Consider the following 17482-nt stretch of genomic DNA (forward strand, 5'->3'; position numbering starts at 1 on the left):
CGCATCGGCCGGGCGGCCGGTGCGTCGTCGCTCCTCAGCGCGCTAAAGGCACGTGCGCGACCAGCTCCTCATAAATCCGCTGCGGCTGGATGACCCCCATCGGGCTTTCCGCCTCCAGCGGCATCGTATAGCCGGTACGCGACACCTGAATGATGCGGTGCAGTTCAGCATCCTGAATCGGGCCGGTGGAGCGTGAGTCGGCGGTCACGAACAGGCTGATGGTTTTCACCTTCAGCGCCACCGCCAGATGCAGCGGCCCGGTATCGCCGGTGACCAGAACATGGAAACTGTCGATCAGCGTCAGCAAGCCTTGCAGCCCCGTTTTACCGATCTGGTTATCCACGCAGGCCTGCGTTTGCGGGCCGATCAGGCTCATAAACTGTTTGGCCTTGCCGTCGTCGAACGGTGCGCCAATCAGCACGATGCGCACATTGGGGTGCTTCGCCACCAGCTCATCGGCCAGCCGCGCATAGTGCGAAACCGGCCAGCAACGCGACTCTGTTGACGCCCCCAGCTGAAAACCGATGGTGGGATGCTCGCTGCTTTTGACGCCGCGCTGATAATCCACGGGAATTTCCATCGTCGGATCGTCGCTGCGGCAGCCTAAGATGGAAATCAGCTCCAGTTTGCGGCGCACAAAGTGGCCGTAATAATGGAAGATATAATTGGTCAGCCAAGGCTCCAGCCCGCAAATGCCCGAGCTGTAGTTATCCCTGATAATGTACTTCGCCCCGGCCAGTACGGCGCTGATGATGTCATAAGGCAGGTGGGAGTGCAGAATCAGCGCCAAATCCGGCTGATGTTCGCGCAACGATTTCAGCAACGGGCGTATCGTCTTGATCTTGCTGTCCCAATACACCACGCGATCGTAATAACGGCCGTTTTCCACCAGCTCGCGGTTTTTCTTGTGCACCACCAGCGTGATGTGCGCATTGGGGTAGCGTTCCCTCATCGCCCTCAATGCCGGCGTGTTGAACATGAAGTCGCCCAACGCCGTGGTGGAATAGATAACGATATTGTCAAACTGCTGGGCGCCGTCGAACGTCGCCTTATCCTGAAAACGGCCGTACTTCGCCGTATAGCGCCGCAAGAACCAGTCGGCAACCTTGATTTTCCATTTCTTCGACATGTGCGTGCTTAGTTCGCTTTAAGTTGATAATACTCGGCCAGCGTCATGCCCACCGTACGCTGCTGCAGCCAGTCAAACAGCTGCTCCAGATCGCGGTACAGCCCTTCGATATCCTGCTCGGTTTTGAACGTCGGGCTGCCGCCCGGCATAAATTCGGAGGAGTGCAGCATAAATTCGACGTAGTCATGCCCCTGCGCCAGCGACGCCTCAGCCACGCTGATCATCTTGGCCACGTTGCCTCCACTCGGCCGCAGCCAGTTGACGGACGGCGAACGCCGCTTGCCGCGTAGCCGGTCATAACCTTGCTTGAACGCGTTCATCAGCGCCGAGTGCTTGTACTGAATGCTCATCGGCACTTCCAACAGCGGCGAAACGCCCGGTTTGGCAATGTTCTGCGGATCGATGAAATAAGCCTGCGACGGGAACCGACTATAGTCCGTGCCGCCGTTGCCCTGCGGATTGCCCGGCGAAAACTGCCAGTTGACCCGCGGCGTCACCGAACAGTCCACCTGATAGCCGTATTCCAGCAGCAGCGAGGCATAATATTCGTTGAACGCCCAGCGGCCGGCGCGATGGCTGAGCATTTTGGTCTGGAAGGCATCTTCCAGCAGCTTGGTCATGTGATCGACCTTGGCGCGTATCTGGTCGGCAGGATACTCAATAAGATAGGGTTTGTGGCGCCAGTCGTCGTCGGTGAGCGGCGTCAGCGGCGGGCTGTTCCAGGCGTGCAGGTGCATGCCCACTTCTCCCGCGCCGCGGGCGATCACGTCGCGCGCGAACTCGACGTAAGCCGGATCCATCGCCATTTCATAGTTGGTGAGATAAACCGGTTTGAAGGCGTATTTTTCGCACAAGGCCTGAAAGCGCGGCAAAAAACGCGTGTTTTCGGTCGCGATGCGATCGTGGTTTTGCCACAGATTATCGCCTTCGGTATCAATGGTGATGAGAAACGCCGGTTTAGTCATGAATATCGAGCCTGATATCAACAGAATACACTATGTTACGCAGGCCGTTTCGCCAGGGCAAACGACTTTGCTGCCTGGTTTGGACAACGTTGAAGCGCATTCGTCCCCGGCCCGGCGATTTTTTTGCGGCCCGGCAAGAAAACCGTGCAACAGTAGCCACATGCGATCGGGTCATTTAGAATCAAAGATTGGTTTCCCAGAAAGCGACTCATGATGAACGACGCGCCAGCCCCAACTTCCGCCCCATCCGTACAGCGTATTTTGATCATAAAACTGCGCCATCACGGCGATATGCTGCTGGTCACGCCGGTCATCAGCAGCCTGCGGCAAAACTACCCGCAGGCGCAGATCGATGTGCTGCTGTATCAGGAAACGCAGGAGATGCTGGCCAGCAATCCGGAACTGTCGACGCTGTTCGCCATCGACCGCCAATGGAAAAAACAGGGCACCCGCGCGCATCTGGGGCACGAGCTGGCGCTGCTGCGCCGCCTGAAGGCGCAGCGCTACGATCTGGTGGTCAACCTGGCCGATCAGTGGCGCAGCGCCATTATCACGCGCCTGACCGGCGCGCGCATCCGTCTGGGCTTCGATTTCCCCAAACGCCGCGGCTTCCTGTGGCGCCACTGCCACACGCAGCTGGTGCCGGTCGACAATCACGCCCACCTGCATACCGTCGAACAAAATCTCTCGCTGCTGGCGCCGCTGAACCAGCCCGCGCTCAGTGATCATGTGACCATGAGTTACGATCCGCAGGATTGGCAGGCCTGTGAGCAACGGTTGCAGAAACAGGGCGTCGCCGGCAGTTATATTGTGGTGCAGCCCACCTCGCGCTGGTTCTTCAAATGCTGGAGCGAAGAGAAAATGGCCGCCACCCTCGCCGCCTTGCAGGCCGATGGCCATCAGTTGGTGATCACCTCCGGCCCCGACGCCAGAGAACAAGCCATGGTAGAACGCATTTTGGCGCTCTGCCCGCCGCAGGGCGTGATCTCGTTGGCCGGCCAGCTGACGCTGCGCCAGCTGGCCGCCCTGATCGACCACGCCAAGCTGTTTATCGGCGTGGATTCGGTGCCGATGCACATGGCCGCCGCGCTGCAAACGCCGTGTGTGGCGCTGTTCGGCCCTTCCAAGCTGACTTTCTGGCGGCCATGGCAGGCTACCGGCGCCGTGATCTGGGCCGGCGACTTCGGCGAACTGCCCGATCCGGACGCCATTGATACCGGCACCGACGAACGGTATCTCGACCTTATTCCTACAGACGCGGTGATTGCAGCCGCGCGGAGCACGCTGGCATGAAAGCATTTCGTTTGGCGATCGTTCGCCAAAAATACCGCCCGGACGGCGGGGCCGAACGTTTCGTTTCCCGCGCCCTGGAGGCGCTGGAGCAACAGGATCTCGATCTGAACGTCATCACCCGCGAATGGCAGGGTGACGCCAATCCCAACTGGCATATCCACCTGTGCAACCCGTTAAAACTCGGCCGCATCAGCCGCGAGCGAGGCTTCGCCGTGGCAGCCAGGGCGCTGTGGCAGAAAGAGCGTTTCGATCTGGTGCAAAGCCACGAGCGCATTCCCGGCTGCGACATCTACCGCGCCGGCGACGGCGTACACCGCCGCTGGTTGCTGCAGCGTGCGCGTCTGCTGCCGGAATGGCGCCGCAAATGGCTGTTCTCCAATCGCTATCACCGCTATGTGATGTGCGCCGAACGCGCCATGTACGCCGCGCCGGAGCTGAAAGCCGTCATCTGCAACGCCGAGATGATCAAGCAGGAAATCATCGCCGACTTTGGCGTGCCCGCCGACAAAATCACGGTGATCTATAACGCCATCGACAATCAAAAATTCCCGCCCGCCGACGAGGCCCTGCGCCAACGTCTGCGCGAGCAGTATCAGATCCCACAACGGGCGCACTGCCTGATCTTCGTCGGCTCCGGTTTCGAGCGCAAAGGGCTGGCCGCCGCCATCCGCGCCGTGGCGGCGACCGACAGCCATCTGTTGGTGGTCGGCAAAGACAAGGCCGAAAAACGCTATCGAGCGCTGGCACAGTCGCTGGGCTGCGGCGAGCGGGTTCACTTTATGGGCGTGCAGAAGCAGACCTTGCCGTTCTATCAGGCCGCGGACGCGCTGCTCCTGCCGACGCTGTACGATCCGTTCCCGAATGTGATTCTGGAAGCGATGTCGTGCGGCCTGCCGGTTATCACCAGCACCACCTGCGGCGGCGCCGAGTTTATCACCCCCGGCCAGAACGGCTTCGTGACCGACGCGCTCGACGTACCGGCCATCACGGAGGCCATTCGGGCGCTGCCGCGCCAGGCGCTGGGATCATCCATGGGCGAAGCGGCGAGATTGCGCATTATGACGGCTACGCCGGCGCATCTGTCCGAACAGCTGATTTCCCTCTATAACCGGTTACTGGATTAGCTATGCGTATTCTGATGATCATCGACGGCCTGCCGGGAGGCGGCGCGGAAAAAGTGGTGCTGACCCTGTGCCAGGGCATGCAGCAACAGGGGCATGACGTCAGTCTGATCTCGCTGCGCGACGTCTGCAATTACCCTATCCCGTCAGGCATTGATTATCAGGTGGTGGCCGATCGCAGCCGTGCCCCCTGGCGCAAGCTGACCGAGCTGTCGCGCCGCGCCGCCGCGCTGGATCGGGCAATAGCCGAACACGAGCGCCAACACGGCGCGTTCGATCTGGTGTTCTCCAATCTGCATAAAACCGATCGCATCGTCAGCCGCAGCAAGCGGCTGGCCGCGGATCGCCTGTGGTTCTGCATTCACGGCATTCTCTCCACCTCCTATCTCGGCCACCGCAAGGGCCTGGGTCGCTGGCTGAAGCAGCGCAAAATCGCCAACGTTTACCAAGGAAGAAATATCGTCGCCGTTTCACGGGCGGTTGGCGACGATCTGCAGCAGAACTTGCCGATTCGCCCACGCCGCCTGGCGGTCATCAACAACCCGTTCGACATCGACGCCATCCAGCAACAGGCGGCGGCGCCTTGCGAACTGGCCGGCCAGGACTATCTGGTGCACGTCGGCCGCTTTCACGCCACCAAACGACATGACCGTCTGCTGAAAGCCTATGCGCACTCAGGCATTCAGGCACCGCTGGCCTTGATCGGCACCGGGGACGATGCCAGAGTCGCCGAGGTCAAACGTCTGGCGACAGAGCTGGGCATCGCAGCGCGCGTGCTGTTCCTCGGTTTCCAGGCCAATCCTTACCCGTTTATTCGCCATGCCTCGCTGCTGGTGCTCAGCTCCGACAGCGAAGGGTTTGGTAACGTGCTGGTGGAATCGCTGCTATGCGGCACGCCGGTGGTCAGCACTCGCTGCCCGGGCGGCCCTGCGGAAATTCTGGAAAAAGCCGGCATGGCTAACGCGCTGGCGGAATTAAACGAAGCGTCGCTGGCAGAAAAAATGGCGGAAATTTACGCCAATCCGCCCCAGATAAATCAACAGCAATTGCTGAGTTATGGGCTGGAGCCTATTTGCCGTCAATATATTGAGCTGAAAGAAAAATAATAGAGAAATAAATAAGGCAGGGGATACCTGCCTTATTTTATTCGTTAGCTGAGCGCCTGCATTTTCTGCCAAACCTCATCGACAGAAACATCTTCACAGTGCCCCGACTCACTCTGCAAAATATGATGACGGCCGGTCCATGGATGCCAGGACGTTTTATCGGTATCGCCAAAGAACACCACCATGTCCTTATTCAGCGCGGCAGCAAGATGCATCTGCCCACCGTCGCTGCACAGCACCCGGTCGCATAAATCGAACCCGCCCAACAGCTCGCGCACCGAGGCCGTCGGGTAAAGCGCGACGCGTTCGTTTTGGCACAGCGCCAACAGCTGTTCGGCGCGCTGCTGGTCACCGATGTCGTCCGGCGCCAGCGTGCCCTGCGGCGACCAGAAGATCAGCACGCCGGTATGGGGATCGGCAACCAGACGGTTGATGATTTCGGCATAGCGTTCAACCGGCCAACGCCTTTTCGGGCTGCGGCTGCTGATGTGCACGGCGCATACGCGTTCGACCGGCGGCAGACGCTCCTGTAGCCGTTGCGCCGCCAATTGCCGCTCTTCAGGCGTCAGAAACACCCGCACCGGCGGGATCGGAATGGATTGGTCGGTTATCGCCGATAAATAGCTGTAGGTATGTTCGACCTGATGTTGACCGTGGAAATCGTCCTTGCGGAACGGGCGATGAATATCTTTCGTGCCCAAATCGGCGCCGATGATATGGTTGGCGCCGGCCATTTTCGCTAAACGCAGGCTGTATTTGCAAGGCACCGGGTTGGCCAGAATGACCGCATCGAACTTTATTTTTCGCAGCTTCAGGAAGATCATCAAGCGTTCGAAATAAACGCCCAACGTCGTTTCATTTTTCGCCTTGTGCTTGGCCTTTTTATAGACAAAGACTTTCTCGAGATGAGGATTGTTTTTAACAACGTCCTGGCTGACTTTATTGATCAGCAGATAAACTTTAGCGTCCGGATAGGCAATTTTCACCCCTTCAATCAGAGGCGTGGTGCAAACAAGATCGCCGATGTTGTCGCGGCGAATAATTAAAATATTCTTCATTCCGAGCCTGTCGGCGAAATCGCTCGCCGGTTGTCTAAAACTGACACCCAAGGTTACCAAATTAGCGCCTTTCCCTTCCAGTTATGGTACTATTCCGAATAACCCATATAAATGAAATTGATAGAATGTTGCTGCGTTTATATCAGGTACTACTCTACCTCATCCAACCCCTGATCTGGCTCCGCTTACTGCTGCGCAGCCGCAAAGCTCCAGCCTACCGTAAACGCTGGGCGGAACGCTATGGCTTCTGCGCCGGGAAAGTCGTGCCAGGCGGCATCATGCTGCATTCCGTCTCCGTCGGCGAAACGCTGGCGGCCATCCCGTTGGTACGGGCGCTGCGTCACCGTTACCCCGCTTTGCCGATAACTGTGACCACAATGACCCCAACAGGTTCAGAACGCGTCCAGTCCGCTTTCGGCAAAGACGTACATCATGTCTATCTGCCCTACGATCTGCCCGGTTCCATGAACCGCTTCCTCGACCAGGTGAATCCCAAGCTGGTGATCATCATGGAAACCGAGCTGTGGCCTAACCTGATTAACGCGCTGCATCAGCGGCAGATCCCCCTGGTGATCGCCAATGCGCGTCTGTCGGCCCGCTCCGCCGCCGGCTATAAGAAAATTGGCGGGTTCATGCGCGATATGCTGCGCCGCATTACGCTGATCGCCGCACAGAACCAGGAAGACGGCGATCGGTTTATCGAACTGGGCCTGAAGCGCTCGCAGCTGGCCGTAACCGGCAGCCTGAAGTTCGATATCTCCGTCACCCCGGAACTGGCCGCCCGCGCCGTTACGCTGCGTCGCCAATGGGCGCCGCGCCGCCCGGTGTGGATCGCTACCAGCACCCATGACGGTGAAGAAACCATCCTGCTGGAAGCGCATCGCAAACTGCTGGAAAAACACCCCGACCTGCTGCTGATCCTGGTGCCGCGTCACCCGGAACGCTTCCCGACCGCTAAAGAGCTGGTGCAGAAGGCCGGCTTCAGCTACACCCTGCGCAGCAGCGGCGAAATCCCGTCCGGCAGCACCCAGGTGGTGATCGGCGATACCATGGGCGAGCTGATGCTGCTGTACGGCATCGCCGATCTGGCCTTTGTCGGCGGCAGTCTGGTGGAACGCGGCGGGCACAACCCGCTGGAAGCCGCCGCGCACGCCATCCCGGTGCTGATGGGCCCGCATACCTTCAACTTCAAAGACATCTGCGCCAAGCTCTCGCAGGCCGAAGGCCTGATCACCGTGACCGACGTGGATTCGCTGGTGAAGGAAGTGGAAACCCTGCTGACCGACGAAGACTACCGGCGCTACTACGGCCGCCATGCGGTGGAAGTGTTGTATCAGAATCAGGGAGCGTTGCAGCGCCTGCTGCAGCTGCTGGAACCGCACCTGCCGCCCCGGAGTCACTGAATGAGCAGCCGCAAAAGCCTGTCGGTGGTGATGATCGCCAAAAACGAAGCCGGGCTGTTGCCGGACTGTCTGCGTTCGGTCGAATGGGCCGATGAAATCATCGTGTTGGACTCCGGCAGCGAGGACGACAGCGTCGCCGTCGCCGAAGGCCTGGGCGCCAAAGTCTTTACGCACACCGACTGGCAAGGGTTCGGCAAGCAGCGTCAGCTGGCACAAAGCTATGCCAGCCATGACTACGTTTTGATGATCGACGCCGACGAACGCGTCACGCCCGAGCTGCGGCAATCCATCGAGCGGGTGTTGAATGCGCCGGACGACGGCGCCGTCTACAGCTGTGCGCGGCGCAACCTGTTTCTAGGCCGCTTCATGCGCCACAGCGGCTGGTATCCTGACCGCGTCAACCGCCTGTACGCCAACCAACGCTATCGTTATAACGACGATCTGGTGCACGAATCGCTGAACATCGGCGGCGCCAAAGTGATCCCCCTCAGCGGTGATATGCTGCACCTGACCTGCCGCGACTTCTTCGCCTTCCAGCGCAAACAGCTGCGCTACGCCGAAGAGTGGGCCACGCAGCGCCACCGGGCTGGCAAGCGCTGCGGCTACCTGTCTATCCTGACCCACACGCTCGGCGCCTTCGTCAAAACCTGGCTGCTGCGCGCCGGCTTCCTGGATGGTAAACAGGGGTTGCTGTTAGCGGTGGTCAACGCGCAATATACCTTCAATAAATATGCCGCATTATGGGCATTGGGCCGCAACTACTCAGAGAAGTGAATCATGACCAGCAAAGCCATCTATCCCGGGACCTTCGATCCCATGACCAACGGCCACCTGGATTTAGTGACGCGCGCGTCACTGATGTTCGATCACGTGATTCTGGCCATCGCCGCCAGCCCGAGCAAAAAGCCGCTGTTCAGCCTGGATGAACGCGTGGCGTTGGCGACGCAGGTCACCTCGCATCTGGACAATGTGGAAGTGCTGGGCTTCAGCGAGCTGATGGCGCACTTCGCCGCTCACCAAAATGCCAATATCCTGGTTCGCGGCCTGCGTGCGGTGTCTGACTTTGAATACGAATTGCAGCTGGCGAACATGAACCGCCATTTGATGCCGACGCTGGAAAGCGTGTTCCTGATGCCTTCCGAAGAGTGGTCGTTCATCTCCTCCTCACTGGTGAAGGAGGTCGCCCGTCACGGCGGCGATATCGCGCCTTTCCTGCCTGACGTGGTCACCCAGGCACTGATGGCGAAGCTCGCCGCCGAGTAATGCTCAGCGCTGGCAGCGGCGGCAAAAGAAGGTGCTGCGCTGCCCGTGCTTGGCGGATTCGATCGGCGTGCCGCACGCGCGGCACGGTTCTCCCGCCCGCCCGTAAACCTGCAGCTCCTGTGCGAAATACCCCGGTTTGCCGTCCGACTGCAAAAAGTCGCGCAATGTCGTGCCGCCCTGCTCGATAGAACGCTGCAACACCGCCTTGATGGTCTTCACCAGCAGTTCCGCTTCGGCTTTGCTCAAGGATCCCGCCGGACGATCGGGCAAGATCCCGGCGCTGAACAGCGATTCGCTGGCGTAAATATTGCCGACCCCGACCACCAGCTTGTTATCCATCAGCCACGGTTTAATCAACGTGCGCTTATTGCGTGATTTTTCATACAGGTAGTCGCCGTTGAACGCTTCGCTCAGCGGTTCCGGCCCCAGGTGCGCCAACACGCTGCTGGTCGCCAAATCTTCGCACCACAGCCAGGCGCCGAAACGGCGCGGATCGGTATAGCGCAGGATCATGCCGTTGCTGATCACCAGATCGACGTGGTCGTGTTTGCCGGCTTCATCTTCGTTTTCCTCGCGCAGCATGCGCAAGCTGCCCGACATGCCCAGGTGCACGATAATCCAACCGTTCTCCAGCTCGATCAGCAGGTATTTAGCCCGGCGCTGCACGCTGAGCACCGGCCGATCGCTCAGCGTCAGGATCTGCTCGGAAACCGGCCAGCGCAGGCGCGCGTTGCGCACCACCGCATACTGAATGCTGTGGCCGACAAGATAAGGCTCTATACCGCGTCTGCTCGTCTCAACTTCCGGTAATTCAGGCATCTGGCTTCCCCTCCGACGTTTTCTACCCTTTATAAAACAAAAAACCCGGCCAAGGCCGGGTTTTTCATTAATCCACTAAAATTATTTAATTTTAGCTTCTTTGTATACTACGTGCTGACGGACAACTGGATCGAATTTCTTCAGTTCCAATTTTTCCGGCTTAGTACGCTTGTTCTTCGTGGTGGTATAGAAGTGACCAGTACCAGCAGAAGAAACCAGCTTGATCTTCTCGCGAACACCTTTAGCCATGATTCAGTTCCTTAATACTTCTCACCACGGGCACGCAGATCGGCCAGAACCGTCTCAATACCCTTCTTATCGATAACACGCATACCTTTAGCAGATACACGCAGAGTTACAAAGCGCTTCTCAGCCTCAACCCAAAAACGGTGTGAGTGCAGGTTAGGCAGAAAACGGCGTTTGGTCGCGTTCATTGCGTGGGAACGGTTGTTACCGCTCACCGGGCGCTTGCCAGTAACTTGGCAGACTCGGGACATGTCTATTCTCCAAAAATCAAATCAGCTCGAGCTTCGTATAGGGTATGGCCGCCTCGTCAGGCTTTTAGAGCCCATCTCAGCAAACTTCATACTGAGGAGACTCTCGTCATCAGGTAGAAACCACACATCAGGTCAGAAACCTGCTGAGATAGGCTCTTGCGCCAAACCCAAGATTCTCAAAGGTGGCGTAGTATACGCTCTGAAGCGTAAGTGCTCAAGTCCCGAACAGCTAAAGATCCCACAAGGATCGCGAAAAAATCGCTTAAAGCCATCCGCGCTCGGCAAAAGAGACGCATTCACCCCGACCGATCACCAAATGATCAAGCACTCGGATCTCCAATAACTGACAGGCTTTCACCACCTGTTCCGTTATCAAACGGTCGGCATGACTGGGTTCAGCCTTACCCGAAGGGTGATTATGCGCGAGAATCAGCGCGGCGGCATTAGCCTTCAACGCTTCGCGCACAATTTCTCTCGGGTAGACGACGACGCTGCTGATGGTACCAGCAAACATCTCCTGATGGCGAATAACCCGGTGCTGATTGTCTAAAAACAATACCAAAAAGACCTCTCGCTCGCGATGCGCCAGCAGGCTTTGCAGATAATGCTGGGTGACGCGCGGATTGAGCATGGCGTTTTCCTGCGACAAATGGCTGGAAAAGAAGCGCAGCGCCAGCTCGGCAATCGCCTGCAGCTGCGTATAGCTGGCGTCCCCCAGGCCTTTTTGGCTGCAAAAAGCCTGATGATCGGCCGACATCAGGTGATAAAGCGAGCCGAACCGGCGCAGCAGCTGCTCCGCCAGCTGCATCACGTGCACGCCGGGCAGCCCGGTACGCAAAAAAATGGCCAACAGTTCTGCGTCTGACAGCGCCGCCGCCCCCTGCATCAACAGCTTTTCACGCGGCGCCAGCGCGCCCGGCCAGCACGCCACAATCGGGTTGCTCATCGTATTCCTCCCTGAAAAGGCTACAGCATGCCATGTGCTGCCCGGCGCGTTCGACAGGTGTTTGATAACATTGCGAAGTGTTTCGCAAAGCACAATGTAACGCCCTGCAGTCATTGCGGAATCGCTCACCTGAACGGCGGATATGCTAAAATGGCGCATCTTTCGGCTTTCAATCGGACAATGATGATGACGGGACTTTCCGGCAAACATATTGTGCTTGGCATCAGCGGCGGCATCGCCGCCTACAAATGCCCAGAGCTGGTGCGCCGCCTGCGCGACAGGGGCGCAGAAGTGCGCGTGGTGATGACCCACGCCGCCAAGGCGTTCATTACGCCACTGACGCTGCAGGCCGTTTCCGGCTACCCGGTGTCCGACGATCTGTTGGATCCCGCCGCCGAAGCCGCCATGGGCCACATCGAACTCGGCAAGTGGGCGGATCTGGTGATTCTGGCGCCGGCGACCGCCGATCTGCTGGCGCGCGTCGCCGCCGGCATGGCCAACGATCTGTTGACCACCGTATGCCTGGCGACCGACGCCCCTATCGCCGCCGCCCCGGCCATGAACCAGCAGATGTATCGCGCCGCCGCCACGCAGGCCAACCTGCAAACGCTGCAGGCGCGCGGCATGCTGCTCTGGGGGCCGGACAGCGGCAGCCAGGCCTGTGGCGACGTCGGCCCGGGCCGCATGCTGGATCCGCTGGACATCGTCGACCTGGCGAACGCGCATTTCTCCGCCCCGCAGGATCTGCAACATTTACAGGTTATGATCACCGCCGGCCCGACGCGTGAGGCGCTGGATCCGGTACGTTTCATCAGCAATCACAGCTCCGGCAAAATGGGCTTCGCCATTGCCCGCGCCGCCGCCGCCCGCGGCGCGCAGGTGACGCTGATCGCCGGGCCGGTCAGCCTGCCGACGCCGCCATCGGTCACCCGAGTGGACGTCACCAGTGCGCTGGAGATGGAGCAGGCGGTGCAACAGCGCGCCACGCAGCAGCAGATTTTCATCTCCTGCGCCGCCGTGGCCGATTACCGCCCCGAGCAGATCGCCGATGAAAAAATAAAAAAACAGGGTGATGAAATCGTCCTCAAGATGGTAAAAAACCCCGATATCGTCGCCGGCGTGGCGGCGATGACCAAAAATCGACCGTTTGTCGTGGGGTTTGCCGCCGAAACCCAGAATGTGGAAGAATACGCGCGGCAAAAACTGGCGCGTAAGAAGCTGGATTTGATTTGCGCTAATGATGTATCGCTTGCAGAGCACGGGTTCAACAGCGACACCAATGCCCTGCATCTTTTTTGGCAGGATGGAGAAAAGCGCCTGGCGCTGAGCGACAAGGCACTCCTTGGCCAACGTTTAATAGACGAGATAGTCAGCCGTTATGATGAAAAAAATCGACGTTAAGATCCTCGACCCGCGCATCGGTCAGGATTTCCCGCTACCGACCTACGCCACGCCGGGCTCCGCCGGTCTCGACCTGCGCGCCTGCCTGGACAGCGCGGTGGAGTTGGCGCCGGGTGAAACCACGCTGTTGCCTACCGGCCTCGCGATCCACATCGCCGACGCCGGCCTGGCGGCGGTGATCCTGCCGCGCTCCGGCCTGGGCCACAAGCACGGCGTCGTGCTGGGCAACCTGGTCGGCCTGATCGACTCCGATTATCAGGGCCAGCTGATGGTGTCCGTTTGGAACCGCGGCCAGAAACACTTCACCATCGAGCCGGGCGAACGTATCGCGCAGATGGTCTTCGTGCCGGTGGTGCAGGCCGAATTCAACCTGGTGGAAGAATTCGACAGCAGCGAGCGCGGCGAAGGCGGCTTCGGCCACTCGGGGCGCCACTAAGCGCCACCCAATGCACGATGGCCGGCAGGGAAACGTCGCCTGAACCTTGCCTTTCCGGGGAGAAGGATGTCTCTGCGGCAAGGTTTTACCGCGACAATTGCAGCGCACACCAGGCAGCGCGGAAAAAGGCCGTTAAGGCCGCTGACCCCAGCATCGTAAAAAAGCTATCACATAAGCCGCACAGAGCCTGCTCTGCAGCGGCCGGTGCGCGGGTTTCCGTCAGTTAAGTTTTAGCAAGGGTCTAATCAGACATGGCAGAAAAAGAAAAGACGAAAAGGAATCGGCGCGAGGAAATATTGCAGGCGTTAGCCCAGATGCTGGAGTCCAGCGACGGCAGCCAACGCATCACCACCGCCAAGCTCGCCGCGAACGTGGGTGTTTCTGAAGCTGCGCTGTATCGGCATTTCCCCAGCAAGACACGGATGTTCGACAGCCTGATCGAGTTTATCGAAGACAGCCTGATCACCCGCATCAACCTGATCTTGCAGGACGAGAAAGAGACGTTTAATCGTCTTCGCCTGATTTTACTGCTGATTCTGGGCTTTGCGGAACGCAACCCGGGGCTGACGCGCATCATGACCGGCCACGCGCTGATGTTTGAACAGGATCGCCTGCAGGGCCGCATCAACCAGCTGTTCGAACGCATCGAGGCGCAGCTGCGCCAGGTGTTGAAAGAGCGTAAATTGCGCGAAGGCAAAGGCTTTATCGTCGATGAAACGTTGCTGGCGAGCCAGCTGCTGGCCTTCTGCGAAGGCATGTTGTCGCGCTATGTGCGTTCGGAATTCCGCTATCGCCCAACGCAGGAATTTGACGCCCGCTGGCCGCTGTTGGCGGCCCAGCTGCAATAAAGATAACGCCGGGATGCCCGGCGTTTTTACTTACACCCCGTACTGCTCGCGGTAAGCGCGCACCGCCGCCAGGTGGTCCGCCATTTCCGGTTTCTCCTCCAGATAGGCGATCAGGTCCTTCAGCGTCACGATTGAAATCACCTTGCAGTGATAGTCGCGTTCCACTTCCTGAATGGCGGAGATATCCGCGCGGCCGCGTTCCTGACGGTCGAGGGAGATCAGCACGCCCGCCAGCGAAGCGCCGCTGGCGCCGATGATTTCCATCGACTCGCGGATCGCGGTGCCGGCGGTGATCACATCGTCTACCAACATCACGCGCCCCTGCAGCGGGCTGCCTACCAGCGAACCGCCTTCGCCGTGGGTCTTGGCTTCCTTGCGGTTAAAGCAGTAAGGCACGTCGCGCTCATGGTGTTCCGCCAACGCCACCGCCGTAGTGGTGGCAATAGGAATGCCTTTATAGGCCGGGCCAAACAGCAGGTCGAAATCGATGCCGGAGTCCATCAGGGCTTCGGCGTAGAAGCGCCCCAACAGCGCAAGATCGCGCCCGGTATTAAACAAGCCGGCATTGAAGAAATACGGGCTGGTGCGGCCGGACTTCAGGGTGAACTCGCCGAATTTCAATACCTGCTTGTTAAGCGCGAACTCGATAAACTGGCGCTGATAGGCTTTCATTACTGCTTCTCCTCGTCTGAATCTGCTTGGGTCTTGTCATTACTGCCGCCCGATCGCCGGGCATAAAAAAGGCGACTTCTCAGTCGCCTTAAAAAATCAGTCCGCCAGCGCCGCTTTCTGCGCCTGGAAGATGGTTTCGATGCCCCCTCGGGCCAGCGCCAATAGCGCCAACAGCTCATCGTGGCTGAACGGCTCGCCTTCGGCGGTACCCTGCACTTCAATCATGCGGCCATCTTCCATCATCACTACGTTCATGTCGGTTTCCGCCGCGGAATCCTCCACATACTCCAGATCGCACAGCGCTTCGCCATTGACGATGCCGACGGAAACCGCCGCCACCATGCCCTTCATCGGGTTGGCTTTCAGCTTGCCGTTGGCTACCAGCGTGTTCAGCGCATCGGCCAGCGCCACGCAGGCGCCGGAGATGGAGGCGGTGCGGGTACCGCCGTCGGCCTGCAGTACGTCGCAGTCGAGGGTGATGGTGAATTCACCGAGCTTTTTCAGATCCACCGCGGCGCGCAGCGAGCGCGCGATCAGGCGCTGGATCTCCAGCGTGCGGCCACCCTGCTTGCCTTTGGCGGCTTCACGGGCATTGCGGCTGTGGGTGGAGCGCGGCAGCATACCGTACTCGGCGGTGATCCAACCTTGCCCCTGGCCTTTCAGGAAGCGCGGAACGCCCTCTTCTACCGTGGCGGTGCACAAGACTTTGGTATCGCCAAACTCAACCAGCACTGAACCTTCAGCGTGTTTGGTATAGTGACGGGTCAGTGTCAGGGGGCGAACTTGCTGTGGTGCTCTGCCTGCAGGACGCATGGGCTCTCTCCGGCTTCAAATCAACTATTGGCTGCGCATTATACGGGCTTCGTGATGTAATGCCTATCCTGCCCGCAGCCGCGACGCTATAATCGCCCCATCTTTTCCTATTACGGGTACGCATCAATGATCCGCAGCATGACCGCCTACGCCCGGCGTGAAATCAAGGGTGAATGGGGCAGCGCAGCCTGGGAGCTGCGTTCCGTTAACCAGCGCTACTTAGAAACCTACATCCGCCTGCCGGAACAATTCCGCAGCCTGGAGCCGGTGATCCGTGAACGTATCCGTGGCCGCCTGACCCGCGGCAAAGTCGAATGCAACCTGCGTTTCGAACTGGATCCAAGCGCGCAAAGCTCGCTGATCCTGAACGAAAAACTGGCCAAACAGCTGGTTGAAGCCGCCAACTGGGTGAAAATGCAGAGCGACGAAGGGGAAATCAACCCGATCGACGTGCTGCGCTGGCCGGGCGTGATGTCCGCGCAGGAGCAGGATCTGGACGCCATCAGTGCCGAGCTGATGCAGGCGCTGGACGGCGCGCTGGATGACTTCATCGTCGCACGCGAAAGCGAAGGCGCCGCGCTGAAAACGCTGATCGAACAACGCCTCGACGGCGTCAGCGCCGAAGTGGTCAAAGTGCGCGCCCAGATGCCGAACATCCTGCAATGGCAGCGCGAACGCCTGGTCAGCAAGTTGGAAGAGGCGCAGGTACAGCTGGAAAACACCCGCCTGGAGCAGGAGCTGGTGCTGATGGCGCAGCGCATCGACGTCGCCGAAGAGCTGGATCGTCTGGAAGCGCACGTGAAAGAGACGCACAACATCCTGAAGAAGAAAGAAGCCGTCGGCCGCCGCCTCGACTTCATGATGCAGGAGTTCAACCGCGAATCGAACACCCTGGCCTCCAAGTCGATCAATGCCGACGTCACCGCTTCCGCCATCGAGCTGAAAGTGCTGATCGAGCAAATGCGCGAGCAGATCCAGAACATCGAGTGATCCTGCCCCGCACGCCATCAAGCCCGCGCCAAGCGGGCTTTTTTATGGCTGCAGCTCAGCGATAAGCGGCCACCTGTTCTTCGCCCATCAGCCCCATTTTCTGCAGCTGCACCGCAATGCTCCAGGTTGAGCGTTCAAACTCATCGCTCAGCGCTTCCAGCGTCGCCCCGGCCGCATGGCTCTCACGCAACCTCAGCTTTTCCTCTTCCGGCCAAGGGAAGTAGGCATTGGCCGGCCGCCCCTCGGCCAGATTCTTCTGCCGCTTCTCCTCCGGCGTCAGCCGGGCTTTTTTCTGCAGTTCGGCTTCACCGTCGAACTCGTTGGCCAACGCGAACAGCAGGCGGATAGCCTCCGGCGCGCAGGCCGCCGAAGCCGGTCTCAACAGCTCGCCGGTGTCGGGATTAATCCCGTTGGCCAGCGCCCTGAGCAACGTGCCGGTATTCATTGTTCGCCTCCTTATCCGAGAAGATGCGCCGGTCATGGCGCCTTGTTCAGGCATTTTTCTTTGCCTCCCTCGAGAAAACCACGCTTTACGCCATGAAAAAGCACCAGTTGCGAGCCAGATTCCAGGCGTTTGCACGCGAGTGACAGTGATTGCATCAGGTTGCGAGCCGGCAGGCCCCTAGGGAACCGGCTCACCGGGAAGCTTATGAAAAACTGCCGGACAGCGCGTGTGGATGACATTTGGCAAGATATCCCGCATGCCATAAGTATTTTGTTCT

General features: G+C 59.2%; 20 protein-coding genes. 10 read left to right on the forward strand and 10 right to left on the reverse strand.

Going from position 1 to position 17482, the window contains the following annotated elements; genetic code table 11:
• Positions 1-34: 34 nt before the first annotated feature.
• Together WCL58_RS22760 and WCL58_RS22765 are read right to left on the reverse strand one after the other, a co-directional pair.
• Positions 35-1129: a glycosyltransferase family 9 protein gene (locus tag WCL58_RS22760; RefSeq protein ID WP_060424994.1), complete on the reverse strand. Its 1095-nt coding sequence runs from the start codon at positions 1127-1129 to the stop codon at positions 35-37.
• An 8-nt stretch (positions 1130-1137) separates the two neighbouring features.
• On the reverse strand, positions 1138-2094 hold the full coding sequence (locus tag WCL58_RS22765) for a polysaccharide deacetylase family protein (RefSeq protein ID WP_180547942.1): 957 nt from the start codon (positions 2092-2094) through the stop codon (positions 1138-1140).
• Between the two features lie 210 nt (positions 2095-2304).
• On the opposite strand from WCL58_RS22765, the gene rfaQ reads away from it, so the two are divergent.
• From rfaQ to WCL58_RS22780, 3 genes are read left to right on the forward strand one after another with little or no spacing between them, the layout of a single operon-like run.
• Positions 2305-3387, forward strand: a complete 1083-nt coding sequence (rfaQ, locus tag WCL58_RS22770) for a putative lipopolysaccharide heptosyltransferase III (protein WP_180547943.1) — start codon at positions 2305-2307, stop codon at positions 3385-3387.
• Complete coding sequence (locus tag WCL58_RS22775; RefSeq protein WP_049270058.1) at positions 3384-4511, forward strand: glycosyltransferase family 4 protein; 1128 nt, start codon at positions 3384-3386, stop codon at positions 4509-4511. Before rfaQ ends, WCL58_RS22775 begins: the two co-directional genes overlap by 4 nt.
• A 2-nt stretch (positions 4512-4513) precedes the next feature.
• Positions 4514-5614, forward strand: coding sequence for a glycosyltransferase (locus WCL58_RS22780; protein WP_336851632.1), 1101 nt, complete (start codon positions 4514-4516; stop codon positions 5612-5614).
• 44 nt (positions 5615-5658) lie between these two features.
• On the opposite strand, the gene WCL58_RS22785 is transcribed toward WCL58_RS22780, so the two are convergent.
• Positions 5659-6672: a glycosyltransferase family 9 protein gene (locus WCL58_RS22785; RefSeq protein ID WP_141960536.1), complete on the reverse strand. Its 1014-nt coding sequence runs from the start codon at positions 6670-6672 to the stop codon at positions 5659-5661.
• 125 nt (positions 6673-6797) lie between these two features.
• On the opposite strand from WCL58_RS22785, the gene waaA reads away from it, so the two are divergent.
• From waaA to coaD, 3 genes are read left to right on the forward strand one after another with little or no spacing between them, the layout of a single operon-like run.
• Complete coding sequence (gene waaA, locus WCL58_RS22790; protein WP_025304695.1) at positions 6798-8075, forward strand: lipid IV(A) 3-deoxy-D-manno-octulosonic acid transferase; 1278 nt, start codon at positions 6798-6800, stop codon at positions 8073-8075.
• Positions 8076-8849: a glycosyltransferase family 2 protein gene (locus WCL58_RS22795; protein WP_038872579.1), complete on the forward strand. Its 774-nt coding sequence runs from the start codon at positions 8076-8078 to the stop codon at positions 8847-8849. It begins immediately after the preceding gene.
• 3 nt (positions 8850-8852) lie between these two features.
• Positions 8853-9338 carry a pantetheine-phosphate adenylyltransferase gene (gene coaD / locus WCL58_RS22800; RefSeq protein WP_004931181.1) on the forward strand — a complete coding sequence of 162 codons (486 nt, stop codon included), beginning with the start codon at positions 8853-8855 and terminating at the stop codon, positions 9336-9338.
• 3 nt (positions 9339-9341) lie between these two features.
• On the opposite strand, the gene mutM is transcribed toward coaD, so the two are convergent.
• The 4 genes from mutM to radC form a co-directional block, all read right to left on the reverse strand.
• On the reverse strand, positions 9342-10157 hold the full coding sequence (gene mutM, locus WCL58_RS22805) for a bifunctional DNA-formamidopyrimidine glycosylase/DNA-(apurinic or apyrimidinic site) lyase (protein WP_004931185.1): 816 nt from the start codon (positions 10155-10157) through the stop codon (positions 9342-9344).
• An 81-nt stretch (positions 10158-10238) separates the two neighbouring features.
• Positions 10239-10406, reverse strand: a complete 168-nt coding sequence (gene rpmG, locus WCL58_RS22810) for a 50S ribosomal protein L33 (RefSeq protein ID WP_002442576.1) — start codon at positions 10404-10406, stop codon at positions 10239-10241.
• 11 nt (positions 10407-10417) lie between these two features.
• Positions 10418-10654 (reverse strand): 50S ribosomal protein L28, encoded by a 237-nt coding sequence (rpmB, locus tag WCL58_RS22815; RefSeq protein WP_004931195.1) that lies wholly within the window; start codon positions 10652-10654, stop codon positions 10418-10420.
• A 262-nt stretch (positions 10655-10916) separates the two neighbouring features.
• On the reverse strand, positions 10917-11600 hold the full coding sequence (gene radC, locus WCL58_RS22820; protein ID WP_025304698.1) for a RadC family protein: 684 nt from the start codon (positions 11598-11600) through the stop codon (positions 10917-10919).
• Positions 11601-11783: 183 nt separating this feature from the next.
• On the opposite strand from radC, the gene coaBC reads away from it, so the two are divergent.
• From coaBC to slmA, 3 genes are all read left to right on the forward strand, one after another.
• Entirely contained in the window at positions 11784-13001 is a 1218-nt protein-coding gene (gene coaBC, locus WCL58_RS22825; RefSeq protein WP_336851633.1) for a bifunctional phosphopantothenoylcysteine decarboxylase/phosphopantothenate--cysteine ligase CoaBC, read from the forward strand.
• Positions 12979-13437, forward strand: a complete 459-nt coding sequence (gene dut, locus WCL58_RS22830) for a dUTP diphosphatase (protein ID WP_016929680.1) — start codon at positions 12979-12981, stop codon at positions 13435-13437. Before coaBC ends, dut begins: the two co-directional genes overlap by 23 nt.
• A 251-nt stretch (positions 13438-13688) precedes the next feature.
• Positions 13689-14285, forward strand: a complete 597-nt coding sequence (gene slmA, locus WCL58_RS22835) for a nucleoid occlusion factor SlmA (RefSeq protein WP_004931203.1) — start codon at positions 13689-13691, stop codon at positions 14283-14285.
• A 30-nt stretch (positions 14286-14315) separates the two neighbouring features.
• Here slmA and pyrE read toward each other — a convergent pair whose 3' ends face one another.
• Both pyrE and rph read right to left on the reverse strand, forming a co-directional pair.
• Positions 14316-14957 carry an orotate phosphoribosyltransferase gene (gene pyrE, locus WCL58_RS22840; RefSeq protein WP_004931204.1) on the reverse strand — a complete coding sequence of 214 codons (642 nt, stop codon included), beginning with the start codon at positions 14955-14957 and terminating at the stop codon, positions 14316-14318.
• A gap of 96 nt (positions 14958-15053) precedes the next feature.
• Positions 15054-15770, reverse strand: coding sequence for a ribonuclease PH (rph, locus tag WCL58_RS22845; RefSeq protein WP_025160305.1), 717 nt, complete (start codon positions 15768-15770; stop codon positions 15054-15056).
• Positions 15771-15896: 126 nt separating this feature from the next.
• On the opposite strand from rph, the gene WCL58_RS22850 reads away from it, so the two are divergent.
• Positions 15897-16760: a YicC/YloC family endoribonuclease gene (locus tag WCL58_RS22850; protein WP_015379441.1), complete on the forward strand. Its 864-nt coding sequence runs from the start codon at positions 15897-15899 to the stop codon at positions 16758-16760.
• 55 nt (positions 16761-16815) lie between these two features.
• On the opposite strand, the gene WCL58_RS22855 is transcribed toward WCL58_RS22850, so the two are convergent.
• Positions 16816-17205: a hypothetical protein gene (locus WCL58_RS22855; protein ID WP_194572574.1), complete on the reverse strand. Its 390-nt coding sequence runs from the start codon at positions 17203-17205 to the stop codon at positions 16816-16818.
• Positions 17206-17482 lie beyond the last annotated feature (277 nt).

Origin of the sequence: Serratia sp. TMDUHS_CL, from assembly GCF_037137105.1 — a bacterium.
Classification (GTDB): Bacteria; Pseudomonadota; Gammaproteobacteria; order Enterobacterales; family Enterobacteriaceae; genus Serratia; species Serratia nevei.